Consider the following 17,213-nt stretch of genomic DNA (forward strand, 5'->3'; position numbering starts at 1 on the left):
TATTAGTTATTTCTCTTAACCAATAGTTTTCCATCCTTTTGTTCCAGTACCATATGATGGATAAACAGAATTCTTTGTATTGCATCTACGGGTGTTGTATTGTGAAATACTCCGGAAACATGCTTCTCCATATCCGTTGCGGATAAAGCGTTCATGTCTATCTCCAGTCCGTATGTACGGGATATTCTGATCAGGGCTTCCCGTACGGTAGTATTGTAAAACACCAGCTTGTTCCCTTTATACAGTTCTTCTCCACTGTTTCTTATGGCATCTACACTGGTATTGTTATTTACCTTATCGAAGTTCAGCAGTTCTCCCGGGTGCATTTTTGCGATTTCCCTTTCGGTCTCTTCATCTTTGAACGTTACACTCACAGAGCCTTCGGTCAGGACGATCTGAATATTTTCTTCAAATTCATAGGCTTTAATATTAAACATGGTACCAAGCACCCTGGTGGTAATATTATCCGTTCGTACCTGAAAGGGTTTTAAAGAATCTTTGGCTACATCGAAGTAAGCTTCTCCTACCAGCTTTATATTTCTTTCCTGTTCGCCGAACTCATTCGAATAGGATATGGAAGAACCGGGTTTCAGCCATATTCTTGTTCCGTCCGCCAGTTCTATTTCTCTTGCCGTGTCCCTGGCATTATCTACTACGATCCATTGTCCGTTTGCAGGCTGATACATAAAATAAGCCACACTTCCTACAGCCAGAAGCAGCAGTAAAGAAGCAGCGACCATCAACGATTTTTTAAATCCGGATGCGGAAAGGCGCCTTACTTTACCCGTATCTTCTTTTACAAAAGCAAAAACCGCTTCCCGGATACTTTGGGAATCTTTACCTGAAATAGGTCCGGGGGCATGATCCCATTCCTTTCGCAATAAGACATCTGCCTCCGATCGATTGTCCCGAAGAAATTCTTCTGCCTTTTCCGTTTCTTCGGCAGAACATTTTCCTTTCCAATACTTTTCTAGTAATTTATAATCCATTGTTCTCTTGATTCATCTGTAGAACGACGGAAGGTCATTTAGAAAATGAAATTAATGTTACGACGGGATAAAGTTTGGGTTAAGCAGAGAGAAAACAGGCCTGTAATTAGCCGGGAAATCTGGAATTGTTGATTTAAAACACAGGCAAAAACCGGAATATTTTTCATCGGCGCTTGTTTTTCCAATATAGAACTCGTTTAAACTTTTTCCATCCCCAATGATTATCGGGAGGCTGCAAAATGATTATTCATTCCCCGTTTTCAACTACATCTGTTCCCGCTAATTCCGGAACTTCCCAAGTTCTTTTCTAAGAAATAGTTTAGCGGTTTCTATGTTTGTCCTTATGGTAGTAATAGACAGTTGCAAGGTATCGGCAATTTCCACCGGGGTCAATTCTTCGAACTGATATAAGGTGTAAATACGCTGTAGACGCTCCGGTAATTTCTTTATTGCACGGTGCACCTCGGTGAAAGTCTCTCCCGCTATGGTACTATCTTCCCCTGCATCAGCGATGGTATGATTAAGATATTCGTTTTCTTCAATGGAAGTTAACACAGTATTCAGCCTGTTTTGTTTGCGCATTTCATCCAGGAAAACATTTTTTACAGTTATGTATACCAGGGCTTGCGGATTGGGATGTTTTTTAAACTTCTCAATATTCTTCCATATTTTTATAAAAGACATTTGAACAACTTCATGAGCAACATTTTCATCTTTGCTCAACGCTTTTAAAAAATTAAAAGCTTTACCATGTGTTTCTTCAAACAACTTTTTGAAAAATATTTCGTTTTTAGATGCCATTCCCTGAAAAAAAATTGCAGCTCTAATTTAGAAATATAAGAAAGGCTCCCCGTTCTGTTACCGTTAACGGAATGTTACTATTTGAATTTTAATATAATGTAAAAGACTTCTTACATAACCAAAACAAACTGAATAAAAAGACATTGTTTATTATAAGGTTACAAACAAAAAACGGCTTTCGTCTCCTTCCGTTATCTTCTAAAATTTACAGAATATTAACCTTATTTTCATTTTTTCATCTTCACATTCGAATTAGGGTTCACAACATGCAAAAATTCCCTGATGATCTTAGCTTTCAAACCGCGGATCACGGATATAATCTTCTTTTCGCATCTTAACTACTTCTATACTAAAAAACCCGAACTCATTGACCACCTTTCCGTACAAACGGTATATCCCCTTTCCACGGAACCTGTTATTCCTGGCTACCGGGGGAAAGATAACCACGTCAAACACTTCCCCGTAATGATCTATAAAAGTGCCGAAAAACATTTCTTCTCCCTTGTGGGTCTGCGTCTTTTTTACCGCTACCAGGTATCCGTAAATATCTATATACCTGCCCTCGGTGTACTTCAGGTCCTGTGCTCCTTTATTGCTCCTCGGTTTTTCCTGTAACAATTCAAAAGGACTGCTCAGGCAAAACCCGAGAAGTTCCAGTTGGTCAAACGCGGCTTCGAGTTTACTGATTTGCAGGACAGGTACGGTAAACTCTTTTTGCTGTGCCTTAAACAATCTGTACTGTTCTTCTTCTCCCGGCACCACTCCCTGCCGCAAATGCGCCTGCCATAACAGTTCGTATTTATCCATACCCGTAAACCGGAACGCCCCGATGCGTATTAATATGGCCAGTTGTTCCACACTTATGGAGACCCTATCCATAAAGTTTTCCAGGGATGTGAAAATTCCGTTTTTGTCTCTTTCTTTCAGTACACGATAACACACCCGGTCTTCAAGGTCTTTCAGGTACCCGAAACCGAGATGAATATCCTTTCCGGATATCCTGGTTTCCATGCGGCTGTAGTTAATGCAGGGAACATGGACCGTAGCCCCAAGCATCCGGGCCTCGTGTATATAGATCTCGGGGCGATAGAACCCTCCTCCGTTATTCAACACGGCCACCATAAATTCCAGCGGATAATAGGCTCTCAGGAACAAACTCTGATAGCTTTCTATAGCATAGGAAGCGGAATGCCCTTTGGCAAAGGCATACCCGGCAAAACTCTCTATCTGTTTCCAGACTTCGAGGATCAATTCGTCTCCATATCCTTTCTGCCGGCAATTGGCTATGAATTTATCTTCTACTTCCCCGAATTCTGCCCTGGAACGGAATTTCCCACTCATTCCCCTTCGCAGTACATCCGCCTCGGCCAGGGTAAGTCCCGCAAAGTGGTGGGCCACCTTTATCACGTCTTCCTGGTATACCATCACGCCATAAGTTTCCGGCATGATCTTGAGCAGAACGGGATGCGCCTGTTCCACACGTTTAGGGTCCTGATGCCGCAGAATATACTCCCGCATCATCCCGCTTTTAGCCACCCCCGGCCGGATAATGGAACTGGCAGCTACCAGTCCCAGGTAATTGTCTACCTGTAACTTTTTGAGTAACATCCGCATCGCCGGCGACTCCACGTAAAAACATCCCATACACTGTGCGCTTTCCAGCATATTATGGATCTTATCGTCTTTTTTGAACCGATTGACATCATGGATGTCCAGGTGTGGTTCATCCGGACGGTTATACCGGATAATTTCCAGGGTCTCTTTGATCTTGGCCAGTCCGCGCTGGCCGAGAATATCAAATTTATATAATCCCACATCCTCGGCAATATGCATATCGAACTGTACCGTAGCATATCCTTTGGGGGGCAAAAAGGTAGCTGAAAAAGTATTTAAAGGGACTTCACTTATGAGAATTCCACTGGAATGCACACTGATATAACTGGGCATTCCCTGAATGAGTTTCCCGTATTTCAAAACAAGCTGAGAAGGTTGGTCCAATTCATACGGATTGTAACTGCCTTCACTAAGGCGGTCGATATCTTCTTTGGGCAACCCGAACACTTTGCCCAGTTCCCGCACCACTCCCTTGTAATTAAAGGTAACGTATGTCCCCAGCAAGGCTACATTAGGGAAACGTTCAAAGATATATCTCGTGACATCATCCCGGTCCCGCCAGGAGAAATCGATATCAAAATCGGGGGGCGTGCTGCGGAAAAGGTTGATGAAACGTTCAAAATACAAATCCAGTTCCAGCGGGTCTACATCCGTGATTCCCAGTAAATATGCTATGATACTGTTGGCCCCGCTTCCCCTTCCTACGTGGAAATACCCTTTCTGTCTGGCATAATCTACAATATCATAATTAATGAGAAAATAGGAGACAAAATCTTTTTGTTTGATAAGTTCCAGTTCCCGGTACAGGCGTTCCAGGGCCATTTTCTGATCGTCCGGATAACGGTAGCGGATATTTTGCATACAAAGCTCCAGAAGGTATTCCTCATCCCCGGCCTTATCGCCGGTATAGGTTTGCTGATTGCTGCTCTGCTTTGCTGTGGAAAAATCAAAGGAAACATGACATTTCTTCATCAGGCGGACTGTGTTTTCCAGGATGAAGTGATATTCCCCGAAAGCCTTGTACAGGTTTTCCGGGGGGTACATCTTCTCTTCTTCCGAAGCCACTTCTCCGGGGGACAGCTTGCTGAGCAGGGTATTGTTATCTATGGCCCGCAACAACCGGTGAGCATTGAAATCTTTTTTGTTCCGGAAAGTCACAGGTTGCAGGACTACCAGTTTATCTTTTAAATGCCGGTATGCAGATAAGGGCAGTTTTCGCAGGTCCTGGACAGAAACCCCTATATACTCATCTTCCCGGAAATCCTCAAACTGGTATTGTTCTACCTTTTTCAGTGGATAAACAATCATCACCTCCGGAATGACAGGGGCCCGCCCGGGAAAATTTTTGTGTGCATGCAGATGTTCGGATAAAAAACCGTTAAGTGCTGTATATCCTTCATTATTCTTAGCTATTCCGACAAATTGCTGGTCCGTTCCGTTCCTGAAATCCACTCCTACAATAGGTTTTATATCCAGGTTTTCCGCTTTACGTATAAAATTAAGACAGGCGGAAGTGTTGTTAATATCGGTCAGGGCCAGTTGTGTTACGTGATTTTCACGGGCCAGTTGCAGGAGCTCCACTTCGGAAAACGTACCGAAGCGCAGGCTGTAATAAGTGTGGCAATTTAAATACATTACTGTTTTCTATGTGCTAAAATGGTTGGAGGTTGTCCGTTAAAAGGATTGGTCATTCTTCCTATGGTCTTCACGCCTAAGGCCGAGGCCCGGGTAACGCTGCGGTCTCCGTACCGCAGGCGGATCTTATCCATAGCCTGGTACAAGCGTATGGTTTCTTCGGTATCTTCAAAAAGGTTGATCTGGTAGTTGCCATGTACCAGGTGACTGAATTTCACCCCGATAAGGCGCACGAGCAGCCTGCGGTTATACAACTGGTGAAACAGTTCCATTACTCGGGGAATGAGTATATGATCGGCACTGGTATACGGGATTTTCAACTGTTTGGAATAGGTCTGAAAATCGGAATACCGGATCTTTACGTTTATACAAGCCGTGAGTTTCTCTCCCCGGCGTAACTGAAAGGCCAGGTTTTCCGTCATGGCGGCCAGTAGTGTACGCAACAGGTGTACATCTATGGTATCCCGGTCAAAAGTACGTTCGGTTGAAATGGATTTTCGTTCGGAAAAAGGAATTACCGGGGTGGTATCTATACCGTTTGCGCGTTCCCAGATGGTGAGTCCGTTACGGCCCAGCACACGGTATAGCATCTCCCCCGGCATTTCCTGTAAGGTCTTCACCTGCTTTATCCCGAGGTTACGCAGAGTGAGGTAGGTCTTGTCACCTATCATGGGAAGTTTCCTGATGGATAATGGGGCTAAAAAAGGCTTCTCCCGCCCGAGCTCTATCTGTATCTGGTTATTGGGCTTGGCCTCATTGGTGGCGACCTTGGATACCACCTTGTTTACGGAAAGCCCGAAAGATATCGGCAGCCCGGTCTCCCGGATAATTTTCTGCCGGAGCCCGGAAGCATAGCGATAAGTTCCGAAAAAACGGTCCATTCCCGAAAGATCGGCATAGAATTCATCTATACTGGACTTCTCGAACAAGGGCACATTCTCCCGGATCAGTTCGGTGACTACCCCGGAATACCTGGTGTATGTAGCGGCATCTCCCCGGATCACCGTGGCTTCTTTACACAATTCCCTGGCCAGTTTCATCGGCATACCGCTGTGTATGCCGAAAGTGCGGGTCTCGTAGCTGCACGCGGCCACTACACCACGATCGCTGAGTCCCCCCACCAGCAAAGGACGATCCTTGAGACGACTGTCTAGCAATCGCTCTACGGAGACAAAAAATGTGTCGAGGTCCAGGTGCAGGATTGTCCGGTTCATACTTCCAGGAATTTTTCCAAATTTATGGAATTTTTCCATATAAAAGGAAATAATCCAATAAATTTATGGACATTTTCCAATTTATAGCCTATATTTGCCTTATGTCCAAAAGTTTAAATACCGAAATACGACGCTTTAAAATGCTTCGCCAGGAACTGGACCTGACACAACAGGCTTTTGCGGAATGCCTGGGAATCAGGAATTCCACGGCAGATATCGAAAGAGGAAAGACCCGGATTTCCGGGGAAGTGGTCGCCGCCCTGCTCGAACAATTCGGGATCAATCCCCTATGGCTGTTCGGTAAAAGCGAACAGAAATACCTGCGGCCTACGGAACAAAACATAGTGCCAAAAGTAGTAACGTTGAATTCGTCCGAAAACGAAAATATCGTACTGGTAAACATCAAGGCTTCCGCCGGATACGCACACAATCTGCAGGATCCCGAATGGTATGAATCCCTCCCCGCTTTCGACCTGCCCCTGCCGGAATACCGCAATGCGTCTTACCGGGGATTCCAGGTAGAAGGTAACAGTATGTATCCCGTACTGCACTCCGGTGAATGGGTCATTGCCCGTGCGGAGGAAAAACTGTCGGACATTAAGGAAAACCAGATATACGTAGTGGTTCTCCCCGATACCGTAGTTGTAAAAAAAGTGATGATCTCGGTGGAAAAACTACGACTTATCTCCATAAACCCGGAATACCCTGTCATTGACACCAATGCCGGAGAAGTAAAAGAAATATGGCAGGTAGTCAGTAAAATATCCGGAGAATTTGACATCCCTTCCAATAACCTGGGAACCTGGGCCGAAGAAATAAAATCGGAACTCAAGGAAATACGCAAACGGTTATTGTAGTCCGGGAGTCTTTTAGTTTAGGAGTTAATTAGGGTATTTAATCGTTTCTCCCGGTGTTTTTTCAAGAGGAGATCATATTTCTGTAAATTCAGCGGAACTGTACTTTTCAGGTACAAAACCGGATCATTACATCGGAACAACTCCGAACAAAAAACATCCGTGAATCCGTGACAAAAAAATCACCCCGTTCCAAAACTCCGGACTCATCAACACTACTTTAAATCAACGTATTTTCTTAATAAATCTCTACGTTATCCTTACTTTTGTCGTTAGCAATCCGGAATATGAATCGTCAGCTCCAGAAATTCTTAGAAAGTACCGACTTTATCAGGGCAGTAAAAGTAACCCTAGCCGCTGCCACCCCGGTTATATTATTCTCTTACCTGGATCTTTTCAGTATTGGTTTCACGGTGGCTTTAGGGGCATTATTCACTTTTATCAGTGACATTCCCGGCAACCTGCGTCACCGGGTAAACGGTATGCTGGCCTCCAACCTGATCGCCACGGGCAGTACCGTGCTCATCAGTCTCGCTACGATAAGCTACTGGATATTTTATCCCGTGCTTATCCTGTTGGTATTCTTCCTTTCCATGATAGCGGTTTACGGACACCGGGCTACCCTGGTCTCTTTTTCCGGGTTGCTGGCCATGTCCCTTTCTTTTAGTCACAATTATACCGGGTGGACACTCCTGGAACATGCCGGCTTAATGATCGGCGGGGGGCTTTTCTACCTGTGTATTTCCATGTTATTCTATTTCATAAGGCCATACAGGTATGCAGAACTTCAAATGGCCGAGTGTATTTTACTGACTTCCAAATACCTGAAACTACGGGGGCGATTATGGGATACTAATGCCAACAGGGATAAGATTACGGAAAAACTGCTCAATCTACAGATAGAATTAAACGACATTCATGAAAATCTCCGGGAAACCCTGATACGCAACCGCACCAAGGGAGGCTCTTCCAACCAGAACAGGAGATTGCTTATTGCCCATATAGAACTGGTAGAGATCCTGGAACTGGCTATGGCCACTTCTTTCGACCACGAAAAACTGCACCAGACCTTCAGCAAACATCCGTATGTATTAAATGCGTACAGGCACCTGGCATTTAACCTGGCAGCCCTGCTGAACCAGTTGGGACAGCGTGTGGAAAAGAGAAAAAAATACACTTCCGTCCATCATCCGTTCAAAGACCTGGAATCTTTTAAAAAGGCCATAGATCGTTATGAAACGGAAACAAATACCGATATCCGTACCACCGATGAGGTACTGGTATTGACAAACATGTTCAATTACGTGGAAAAACAGGTGGAAAAAATTAAGGTTGTGGAATACACCTTTACCCACGCTATAAATCCGCAGGACCTGAAACGGAAGGACAGGGAACTGGAAAAGTTACTGACACCCATCCACTACGCTCCTATCACCCTGACGCAAAACCTCAGTTTTTCTTCTACCATATTCCGGCACTCCCTGCGGCTTACGCTGACGATAGTGGTTGGTTTTCTGATAGGTAATGTATTGCCCATACAAAATACGTACTGGATACTGCTCACCATAGTGGTGATCATGCGTCCGGGTTACGGACTCACCAAGCAGCGGTCCTTTCACCGGACCATCGGCACCCTTGCCGGGGGAGTTATTGCTTTCGGGATCATTTCCGTTGTGCACAACAGCACCGTTCTCGGCATACTGGCCATGACCTGTATGGTGCTCGGGTTTTCCTTTTCTCAGCGAAATTATCCTATAGGGGCCACTTTTATTACCTTGTATGTCATCTTTGTTTACGGTATGCTCACCCCCGACATCCGGGACGTCATCCTGTTCCGGATCGCGGATACCCTCATCGGTACCACACTGGCCTTCACTGCCAATCATTTCCTGTGGCCTTCCTGGGAGTTCCTGAGCCTGCCTACGTTCCTCAAGAATTCCATAAAAGCCACGAGGGATTATATTCAGGAAATTTCCGTTTTCTATAATCAGAAAGGGGAAGTCCCCCTGCCTTACCGCCTTGCCCGAAAACACGCTTTTATAGAGATCGGCAACCTGATGGCCTCTTTTCAACGGATGACACAGGAGCCTAAGTCCAGGCAGAAACAACTGGGACAATACTACGCGCTCGTAGTGCTTAACCATACCCTGTTATCTTCTGCGGCCTCTATGGGAGCTTTTATCCAATCCCGCAAAACGACAAAGGCTTCGGAAGCCTTCAACGTCATTACCGGGGCCATTATAAATAACCTGGACAACGCCATGCGGCTTCTCAAAGAAGAAGAGCAGAATATTTCCGTGGATACTGTGGAAGTAAAAGAAATGCTGAAACTGCGCTTTACCGAACTGAAAGAGATACGGGAAAAGGAAATCATGGCATCCAACGGGGTATATGACGATAGCTTTAAACTGAAAATGGAAGAAGGACAGCTGATCATCGAACATCTGATAGGGCTGACCAATCTTTCTGAAAACATTGTCAAAGCGGTACGGGACATTCAAAAAATCAGTAATTAAACCACTTATGGATTTGAAATCCAGATAGTCATCGGAAGCAGAGCTTCAACCCTTAAATTGATCATCAATGCTTCCGGGAACAAAAAAATGAGTATATGAAACCTATATCCGGTATAAATACAAATCTAATGATCCGTAAAAGAAATTTATATTTCTTTCTTATCACCATTGTATCTTCTGCATGTTCAGGACCCGCTGTCGAATGTGAAATTACGCATCGTCAGGCACTTCCCGGGGTACCATCGGCATCCGGGACAGCAGTAACCGAGGACCAGGTTTTTATTACCGGTGACAATTCTCCGTGGTTGTTCCGGTTCAACCGCAAATACGAACCCATTTCCAGGATTTCTGTCTTCCGCTATACCCCATTGTCTAAAGGTGAGATCATTCCGAAACCGGAAAAACCTGATTTTGAGGCTATGGAGATCGTCAACAATAAATTATACTTGTTCGGCTCCGGTTCCAAATCTCCTCAACGGGACATCATGGTACAGGTGGATGTGAAAAACAGGAATAAAATAAGTACCTTTTCTCTGACATCCTTTTACGACATCATAAGGAGCCGCCATATACCCGAAGGCGGGGAACTTAATATAGAAGCTGTTGCAGCCCCAAAAAACCGGATCTATTTTTTCCTGAGAGGAGAAGGTAAAGTGCTGGAGTATCCTGTTTTTGGTCTTTTCGAATTCCTGGAAAATAAAGGAGCATATCCCGAACCTAATATATACGTGTTGGAACTTCCTTCTATAGATGGTATCAAAGCCGGATTTTCCGGGGCTACTGCCATTCCCGGACAGGATAAAATAGTATTTACCGCATCGGTGGAAAATACACCCAACGCCATTGACGACGGGGAAATACTGGGTAGCTTTACCGGTATTATAGATTGTACAAAACTGAAAGACAACTACTCTCCCGCCTGCGTTCTGCTCTCCGAAGGAGACAAAAACAATACCCCGTTAAAAATAAAGGTAGAATCTGTTTCCGTCCTGGAAACCGCTTCTTCCCGGAATCTGAAGATTCTTTTCGTGACTGACAATGATACGGGAAGGGATTCGGAATTACTGGAAGCCCTGCTACGCTGGTAAGTTTTGTACTAAACCAAATGAGGCCCTCTGAAAAGTCCGGCTGCTATTGACGAATCATGGTAAAACAGCTATTAATGCGAATTAAAGGTCAGATTTTTGTTTTGGCTAAAGATACTTAATTGTGGTTTTTCAGTCCGGTTATTAGGTGTTATTTAGTAACTAAATCGTAACAACGTATCCCCCTGAAAACTATAAAGGTTTAATTTCGACGCTTAATTCACATTAACATTCATGGCCCAAAAAAAGCTAAAATAACTGCAATAAACTGCATGTAAAACGACAACTTGTCGAAATAGAAGCTCCCGGGCGTTGCACCTCCGGAAAAAGTAATCTATTTTTGTACTCCCCCTCACAATAATTTCAATACGGTTTCCGTAATGTTACGGGCATCGCTATACAGGTAAATGATGTAACACATGTCGTAAACGGTTATTCCATCGCCCCATATAGGATCGAAATTCCCATACCATTCGAAAGGAAATTCCGTTTATTAATTATTATCTGTTTTAACCTTGTTGTTTAACCAAAACCATACTATGCGCCACACTTCTACTCTGTTTTTACTATTGTGTTGTCTTTTTTCTTTTTTTTGTGCCAGGTCCCAGGAACTTTCCGTGACCGATAGCCTTCGCCAGGAGTTGCAGCAAGCCACTTCCGACAGTGCAAAAGCCACAGTGATGATGCTTTTAGCCAACAGGCTTCCTATGAGCGACAGTACGGAAATAAAAAGTTATTACCGGGAAGCGCTGTCCCTGACCGAACGGGAAAAACAAATTGTACTCACCACGAAGATCTACGGGAACCTGGGAAGGTTTTACTACAACCTGTACCGTTTTGAAGACGCACAAAAATACCTGGATACCGCCCGGAATATCATAGCGTCCGATACTTCCATGGCCGGTAAAAAGCTCAGCGGACTTATCCGCCTTAATGCCGCCGCATTATACGGCGTCAACGGGGATATCCGGAAACAACAGGAACAGTACCTGGAACTCATCCCGCTTTTTGTGAGATTAAAGGACACTTCCAACCTGGCTCTCAGTTATAGAAATCTGGGCGTTATTTTCTTCAATAAAAAACAGTACTCCACCGCCCTGGAGTATTACACCAAAGCACTTGAAACCCATAGCGAATCGGATAAAAACAATTATTACTTCGGTACGCGTCACCTCGACATAGCTTTATGCCTGAGCGAAATGGACAGCCTGGAACCTATGGGAGACTATCTGAAGGAAGCAGAAAACATCCTGAATTCCAATAAGGATACGGTAGATCAAATGGCCCAATTGTATTACCTGAAAGGCGAACTCGCTTTTAAACGGGAGAATTACAAGGAAGCAGAATTGTTGTATGACTCCAGCCTCAAAATTGCCAGGGGATTTAAAAATCTGCATTACATGTCCAATGCCATCATCGGGCTTGTAAATGTCTATGAAATACGGGAACAATACCATAAAGCACTCACATATGCGGAAGAATATTATCAACTGGGTGGCGACCTGAAAGATTTTCACTTCCAGCTGCTGGGACTGGAAAAACTCGGAGAACTGGAATATAGGCTACATCACTACCCGGAATCGCACAATTATTTCACAGAATATATAAAAGTTTCCGACAGCCTTAATGAAATGGAGCTCACCAAAACCATGCACGAACTCGACAAGCAATACGAAAGTGCCCGGAAAGAAAAACAGATCGCACATTTACAATACGAAATGGAAGCTGCGGAACTGCGACTGGTACGGAATCAAATGGGGATATGGCTTTTATTGATTACGGTGGCGGGGCTACTTATTATTTCCGTACTGTACTACCTGTACTATAAAAAAGGGAAAACACTTATCGCGCAACAAAAACGGGTACACGAGTTGGAGATGGACACCTTGCAGCAGCAGCATAAAATATCGCTTTTATACGCGACAATAAACGGGGAAGAACACGAACGGAGCCGTATAGCCAAAGACCTCCATGACGGCCTTGGCGGATTGCTCTCGGGAATAAAACTATCGCTGTCCAACGCTGTCAAGGATATAGATGAAACATCATCCAGAAAAAACGTATCCAATGCCCTCAAACACATGGACGAAGCAGTAGACGAACTTCGTACCATAGCACAGAGCCTCATGCCACAAGTGTTGAATATACAGGGACTGGGAGAAGCCGTGAAACAATTCTGCAATAAGATTTCCAGGCCGGGGCTCACACTTACCTGCCAGGTCATTCATGTCAGCGACAACATCCCTAAAGACAAACAGGTAACCATATACCGCATTGTCCAGGAACTGGTAAACAACGCCCTTAAACATGCCGAAGCCACACATATACTCGTGCAGTTACAACAACGTGACGATATGTTGTTTCTCACCGTAGAAGACAACGGAAAAGGCTTTGACCCGAAGACCACCATCCACAAAAACGGACTGGGAATGTCCAGCCTGAAAGCCAGGGTTGAACTCCTGGAAGGTGAAATGGATATTCATTCCGGCCCGCAGACAGGTACATCAGTTAACATACAATGCACTATCGTCTGAAAAAACTATGGCAGTACGGCTACTGTATTTACTTTATGGTATAAGGAATTCTGAAAAATGTTGTTCATAACCGGTAGACAGAGTAAGGAAGAAAGGGCAGTTAACACATAACCGGCTATTCCGAATACAAGGGACACCTTATACAAGCCTTCGGGCACTTCTCCTTTTGACCGCAAATACGCTATAGTTAGAAAGGACATAAGGCACAGGGCGGCTATAAAAAGACCTATGCTCATCCATTCCTCATCTCTCGAAGAGGCCAGGAAAAATATTAGCAAAGCATAGATGACACCCAATGCTATTCCCAGGCCCCATTCCGGGCGGGAATACAAATTGTACTTTTTCAGTAGCTGCAGAAACAGGGTTTCTTCCTCTTTATCCATGTTTCCGAAGCGGACCAACCCCTTGTTTCGTACCTGGCGGAAAAACCACTTGCCATCCTTCTCCAATTGCAGGAAATTGACGCCTTCCCCGTATTCATCTTTCTTTTTAGTTCCTTTTTTCCAGACTACCTGAATTCCCCATCCCGCAGTGTGCAGATCATTTGCAAGCGCCTGTAAAATAGTGCCATCGAACCGGTCTGCTTTAAATTGGTCGTACATATATACTTGTTTTTAAACCTGATCCACTTTATGATTACCCGATTTTTCACTCTTTAATTAGCGATATTCACACAGCATACACAACGGGTTTACTTTTAGTCAAAAATAAAGATCTACAGTCAGTTCAAAAATCCCGGAAAACCATGATTTATCCCGATTTTCCATTCCTATGTAGTGTCAATGCCGTAGCAGTCCAGTTCTTATTCGTTTCCGAAGCCATACCGTTTCCCAAAATACCGGAAATCAGGGATTTCAGAAAAAATACTACCGGGGTATATTTGTAAAACACTATACCGGTCATCCGGGTAAAAGGGGATAATTTTATCCGGACCATATCGGTGAATTAGTATGTTTGGGGTAATGAAATAGCCATAAACAAGCAAATTAAACACAGAACTTAATTTGTTTTATGGCTATTTCTATTTTTCGGAACGGACTACTTTTAGTTTCAAGTTGCAGGTTATGAGCACGCAACCTTAAATCCGGCTTGACAATTCCCGGGTCAATTCTGCCAGGGAAACGGCTTTTTGTTCGCCTGTCTGCATATTTTTCAGGGTGTAATATCCCTTGCCCATTTCTTCTTCTCCTACCAGCACTGTAAACAGAATACCTCGTTTATCCGCATACTGCATCTGCTTTTTCATCTTCGTATTATCCGGGTATAATTCCGCTTTAATACCTTCTTTCCGTAATGCCTGCAGGGCTTTCATGCTATACAATGCTTCTGCTTCCCCGAAATTGATGAACAGTGCCCGGGACGAAGAAGTTACGGTTTCGGGGAAAAGGCCCAATTCTTCCAAAACCAGGTAAATACGATCCAGGCCAAAGGAGATCCCTACACCACTAATGCCTTTAAGTCCGAATATTCCGGTAAGGTCGTCATATCGTCCGCCACCACCAATGGAGCCCATAGCCACTCCCTGGGCCGATACTTCAAAAATAGCTCCGGTATAATAATTAAGTCCCCGGGCCAGGGTGACATCAAGGTCGAGTACCGCGGTTTGTAACCCGGTTTCTTCTATAGTTTTACAAATAAATTGCAATTCCTCTACACCATTGCTCCCCTCTTCGGAAGTGTTTAAAAGTTCTGCCAGGCGATCGAGTTTTTCCCCGGTAGTCCCGTTAAAGTTAAACAGGGGCCGTACCTTTTCTATAGCGCTTTCGGAAATACCTTTTTCCAACATTTCCTTTTTTACGCCGTCCTCTCCTATTTTATCCAGTTTGTCCAGCGCTACGGTAAAATCGATCAGCTTGTCTTTCTCCCCTATGACCTCGGCAATACCCGAAAGTATCTTCCGGTTGTTCATTTTTATGGTTACGCCTTTTAATCCGAGAAAAGTAAACACCGTATCATACAACTGTACGAATTCCACCTCCTGCCAGAGCGACTGTGATCCGACTACATCGGCATCGCACTGATAGAATTCGCGGAAACGCCCCTTCTGGGGACGATCTGCCCGCCATACGGGCTGTATCTGGTAGCGCTTAAACGGAAAATCTATTTCGTTCTGGTGCTGCACCACATATCGCGCAAAAGGAACGGTAAGGTCATACCGGAGGGCTTTTTCTGTAATTTTCCCCGTAAGCTGTATGCTGTCCTTCTGTGTGTAAAGACTATCCTCCACTTTTTTGAGAAAATCCCCGGAATTGAGTATTTTAAAAATAAGCCGGTCCCCTTCTTCTCCGTATTTTCCCATCAGGGTGGAAGCGTTTTCAAAGCTGGGGGTTTCTATCGGCTGAAATCCGAAAAGTTCGAAATGGTTCCGGATTACGGAAATAATATAATTTCTCCTGGCCACTTCCGTGGGAGAAAAGTCACGGGTTCCTTTGGGTATGCCTGGTTTTTGTGCCATTGGATGGTCTGATTGTTTCTGGTTTGCTTTTTTGTCCGTACCGAAATTGAAAAACACTACATCTCACTCCTCTATCACAGCTTCGGGCTCCGGAATTTTAATAAGGACAAATATCTTAATTTTTGATAACATGACAGAATACCTCATACGCAAAGTTCAGGTCGGTAACGGGTATTCGGAGCAGGGTTTATTCTTCTTTAAGTATTTCATCGAACCAGCGGTACAATTCTCCCCTGGTTATTGCTCCTCCCTTTTCTATCAATTCAAATTTATCTTTGTTCTTATCTGTAGAATAGGCTTTGGTAGCTGTCATAATGTCTACCATATCCGTCATAAAGTGTTTCTTAAACCAGCCAAAACCTATTTTGGTCGTAAGGTCAATATCCGGATTAAGTATTCTTATGGCTATAAGTTTCATTTCTTTATCTGTCATATAAAACAGATGCATCTGCCGGGCCGAAATATTTTCCAGGTATTCTGTTTTGGCCAGGACACCTTCCCAGATAAGGTCGCTGAATACATCCAGTTCTTCTTCTGCCGTTCCGGGTTTTTCTTCTTTGATCTTCGCCCATTCGTTGGCAGTGATGGATTGTGTAGCGAGAAAATTGATAAATTCCGGGTGCAGTTCTTCCAGTTGTTCTTTTGTAAGTCTCCTGTATTTCATACTTCCGTCTGCTTTTAAATCAAAAAAGAAAATCGCCTAAAAATTACTTTTTAGACGACTTTCAAAGATCTATATCTTAAATACTTACTTTACTTCGGCAACTACTTCAAAAGGAAGGTCTATAATAACTTCCCTGTGCAGCCGGATAACAGCGTTGTATTTTCCGGTTCTTTTTATAATGCCACCGTTGATGTTGATGAACTTTCTTTCAACGCCTTGTCCTTCTTTTTCCAATGCTTCTGCAAGGTCGATATTGGAAACAGACCCGAATAGTTTATCTCCGGCTCCGGCTTTTGCCGTGATTTTTATCTCCAGTTTGTTAAGGGCATCCGCAACTTTTTTGGCATCATCAATAACCTTTTGCTCTTTAAATGCTCTTTGTCTGAGGTTCTCTGCCAGTACTTTTTTGGCAGAAGGCGTAGCCAAAACGGCAAAACCCTGAGGAATCAGATAGTTACGTCCGTAACCGTTTTTTACGGTTACTACGTCATCTCTAAATCCTAAATTATCTACGTCTTTCTTTAATATTAATTCCATTATCTGCCTTTTTTTATTTTAACAAATCAGCTACATAAGGCATCAAAGCCAGGTGGCGTGCTCTTTTGACAGCTACGGCTACTTTTCTCTGGTACTTCAATGATGTTCCTGTTAATCTGCGAGGTAAAATTTTACCCTGCTCGTTTACAAACTTCAGCAGGAAATCCGGGTCTTTGTAATCGATGTATTTGATTCCGGATTTTTTAAATCGGCAGTATTTCTTAGCCTTGCTGGTTTCAATGTTCAGGGGGGTAAGATATCTTATTTCCCCGTCTTTTTTACCTTTGGCTTGTTGTTCGATAGATGACATAATTC

The 17,213-nt window shown here is 43.9% G+C and carries 14 protein-coding genes; 4 read left to right on the forward strand and 10 right to left on the reverse strand.

Features of this window, described 5'->3' with window-relative positions; genetic code table 11:
- Positions 1-2 precede the first annotated feature (2 nt).
- The 4 genes from ACVBDY_RS02380 to ACVBDY_RS02395 form a co-directional block, all read right to left on the reverse strand.
- Positions 3-989 (reverse strand): FecR family protein, encoded by a 987-nt coding sequence (locus ACVBDY_RS02380; protein WP_447173866.1) that lies wholly within the window; start codon positions 987-989, stop codon positions 3-5.
- A gap of 279 nt (positions 990-1,268) precedes the next feature.
- A complete protein-coding gene (locus tag ACVBDY_RS02385; protein WP_447173867.1) occupies positions 1,269-1,790 on the reverse strand; it encodes an RNA polymerase sigma factor in 522 nt (173 codons plus the stop codon).
- Positions 1,791-2,078: 288 nt separating this feature from the next.
- Positions 2,079-5,039, reverse strand: coding sequence for a DNA polymerase III subunit alpha (locus tag ACVBDY_RS02390; protein ID WP_447173868.1), 2,961 nt, complete (start codon positions 5,037-5,039; stop codon positions 2,079-2,081).
- Complete coding sequence (locus ACVBDY_RS02395) at positions 5,039-6,253, reverse strand: DNA polymerase Y family protein (RefSeq protein WP_447173869.1); 1,215 nt, start codon at positions 6,251-6,253, stop codon at positions 5,039-5,041. Before ACVBDY_RS02395 ends, ACVBDY_RS02390 begins: the two co-directional genes overlap by 1 nt.
- Positions 6,254-6,318: 65 nt before the next feature.
- Here ACVBDY_RS02395 and ACVBDY_RS02400 point away from each other — a divergent pair, with 65 nt between their 5' ends.
- The 4 genes from ACVBDY_RS02400 to ACVBDY_RS02415 all read left to right on the forward strand — a co-directional run bounded on the left by ACVBDY_RS02400 (position 6,319) and on the right by ACVBDY_RS02415 (position 13,242).
- Positions 6,319-7,110 (forward strand): XRE family transcriptional regulator, encoded by a 792-nt coding sequence (locus tag ACVBDY_RS02400; RefSeq protein WP_447173870.1) that lies wholly within the window; start codon positions 6,319-6,321, stop codon positions 7,108-7,110.
- A gap of 284 nt (positions 7,111-7,394) precedes the next feature.
- Positions 7,395-9,623: an FUSC family protein gene (locus ACVBDY_RS02405; RefSeq protein WP_447173871.1), complete on the forward strand. Its 2,229-nt coding sequence runs from the start codon at positions 7,395-7,397 to the stop codon at positions 9,621-9,623.
- 95 nt (positions 9,624-9,718) lie between these two features.
- Entirely contained in the window at positions 9,719-10,711 is a 993-nt protein-coding gene (locus tag ACVBDY_RS02410; RefSeq protein WP_447173872.1) for a DUF6929 family protein, read from the forward strand.
- A gap of 536 nt (positions 10,712-11,247) precedes the next feature.
- A complete protein-coding gene (locus ACVBDY_RS02415) occupies positions 11,248-13,242 on the forward strand; it encodes a tetratricopeptide repeat-containing sensor histidine kinase (RefSeq protein WP_447173873.1) in 1,995 nt (664 codons plus the stop codon).
- A 5-nt stretch (positions 13,243-13,247) separates the two neighbouring features.
- On the opposite strand, the gene ACVBDY_RS02420 is transcribed toward ACVBDY_RS02415, so the two are convergent.
- The 6 genes from ACVBDY_RS02420 to rpsR all read right to left on the reverse strand — a co-directional run bounded on the left by ACVBDY_RS02420 (position 13,248) and on the right by rpsR (position 17,211).
- A complete protein-coding gene (locus tag ACVBDY_RS02420) occupies positions 13,248-13,844 on the reverse strand; it encodes a hypothetical protein (protein WP_447173874.1) in 597 nt (198 codons plus the stop codon).
- Between the two features lie 148 nt (positions 13,845-13,992).
- Positions 13,993-14,178 (reverse strand): hypothetical protein, encoded by a 186-nt coding sequence (locus ACVBDY_RS02425; RefSeq protein WP_447173875.1) that lies wholly within the window; start codon positions 14,176-14,178, stop codon positions 13,993-13,995.
- A gap of 142 nt (positions 14,179-14,320) precedes the next feature.
- Complete coding sequence (gene hisS / locus ACVBDY_RS02430; protein ID WP_447173876.1) at positions 14,321-15,697, reverse strand: histidine--tRNA ligase; 1,377 nt, start codon at positions 15,695-15,697, stop codon at positions 14,321-14,323.
- 187 nt (positions 15,698-15,884) lie between these two features.
- Positions 15,885-16,361, reverse strand: coding sequence for a DUF6495 family protein (locus ACVBDY_RS02435; protein ID WP_447173877.1), 477 nt, complete (start codon positions 16,359-16,361; stop codon positions 15,885-15,887).
- Positions 16,362-16,445: 84 nt separating this feature from the next.
- Positions 16,446-16,898 (reverse strand): 50S ribosomal protein L9, encoded by a 453-nt coding sequence (gene rplI / locus ACVBDY_RS02440; protein WP_447173878.1) that lies wholly within the window; start codon positions 16,896-16,898, stop codon positions 16,446-16,448.
- Positions 16,899-16,911: 13 nt separating this feature from the next.
- On the reverse strand, positions 16,912-17,211 hold the full coding sequence (gene rpsR / locus ACVBDY_RS02445) for a 30S ribosomal protein S18 (protein ID WP_447174367.1): 300 nt from the start codon (positions 17,209-17,211) through the stop codon (positions 16,912-16,914).
- Positions 17,212-17,213 lie beyond the last annotated feature (2 nt).

The organism is Sinomicrobium halophytocola (genome assembly GCF_052983395.1).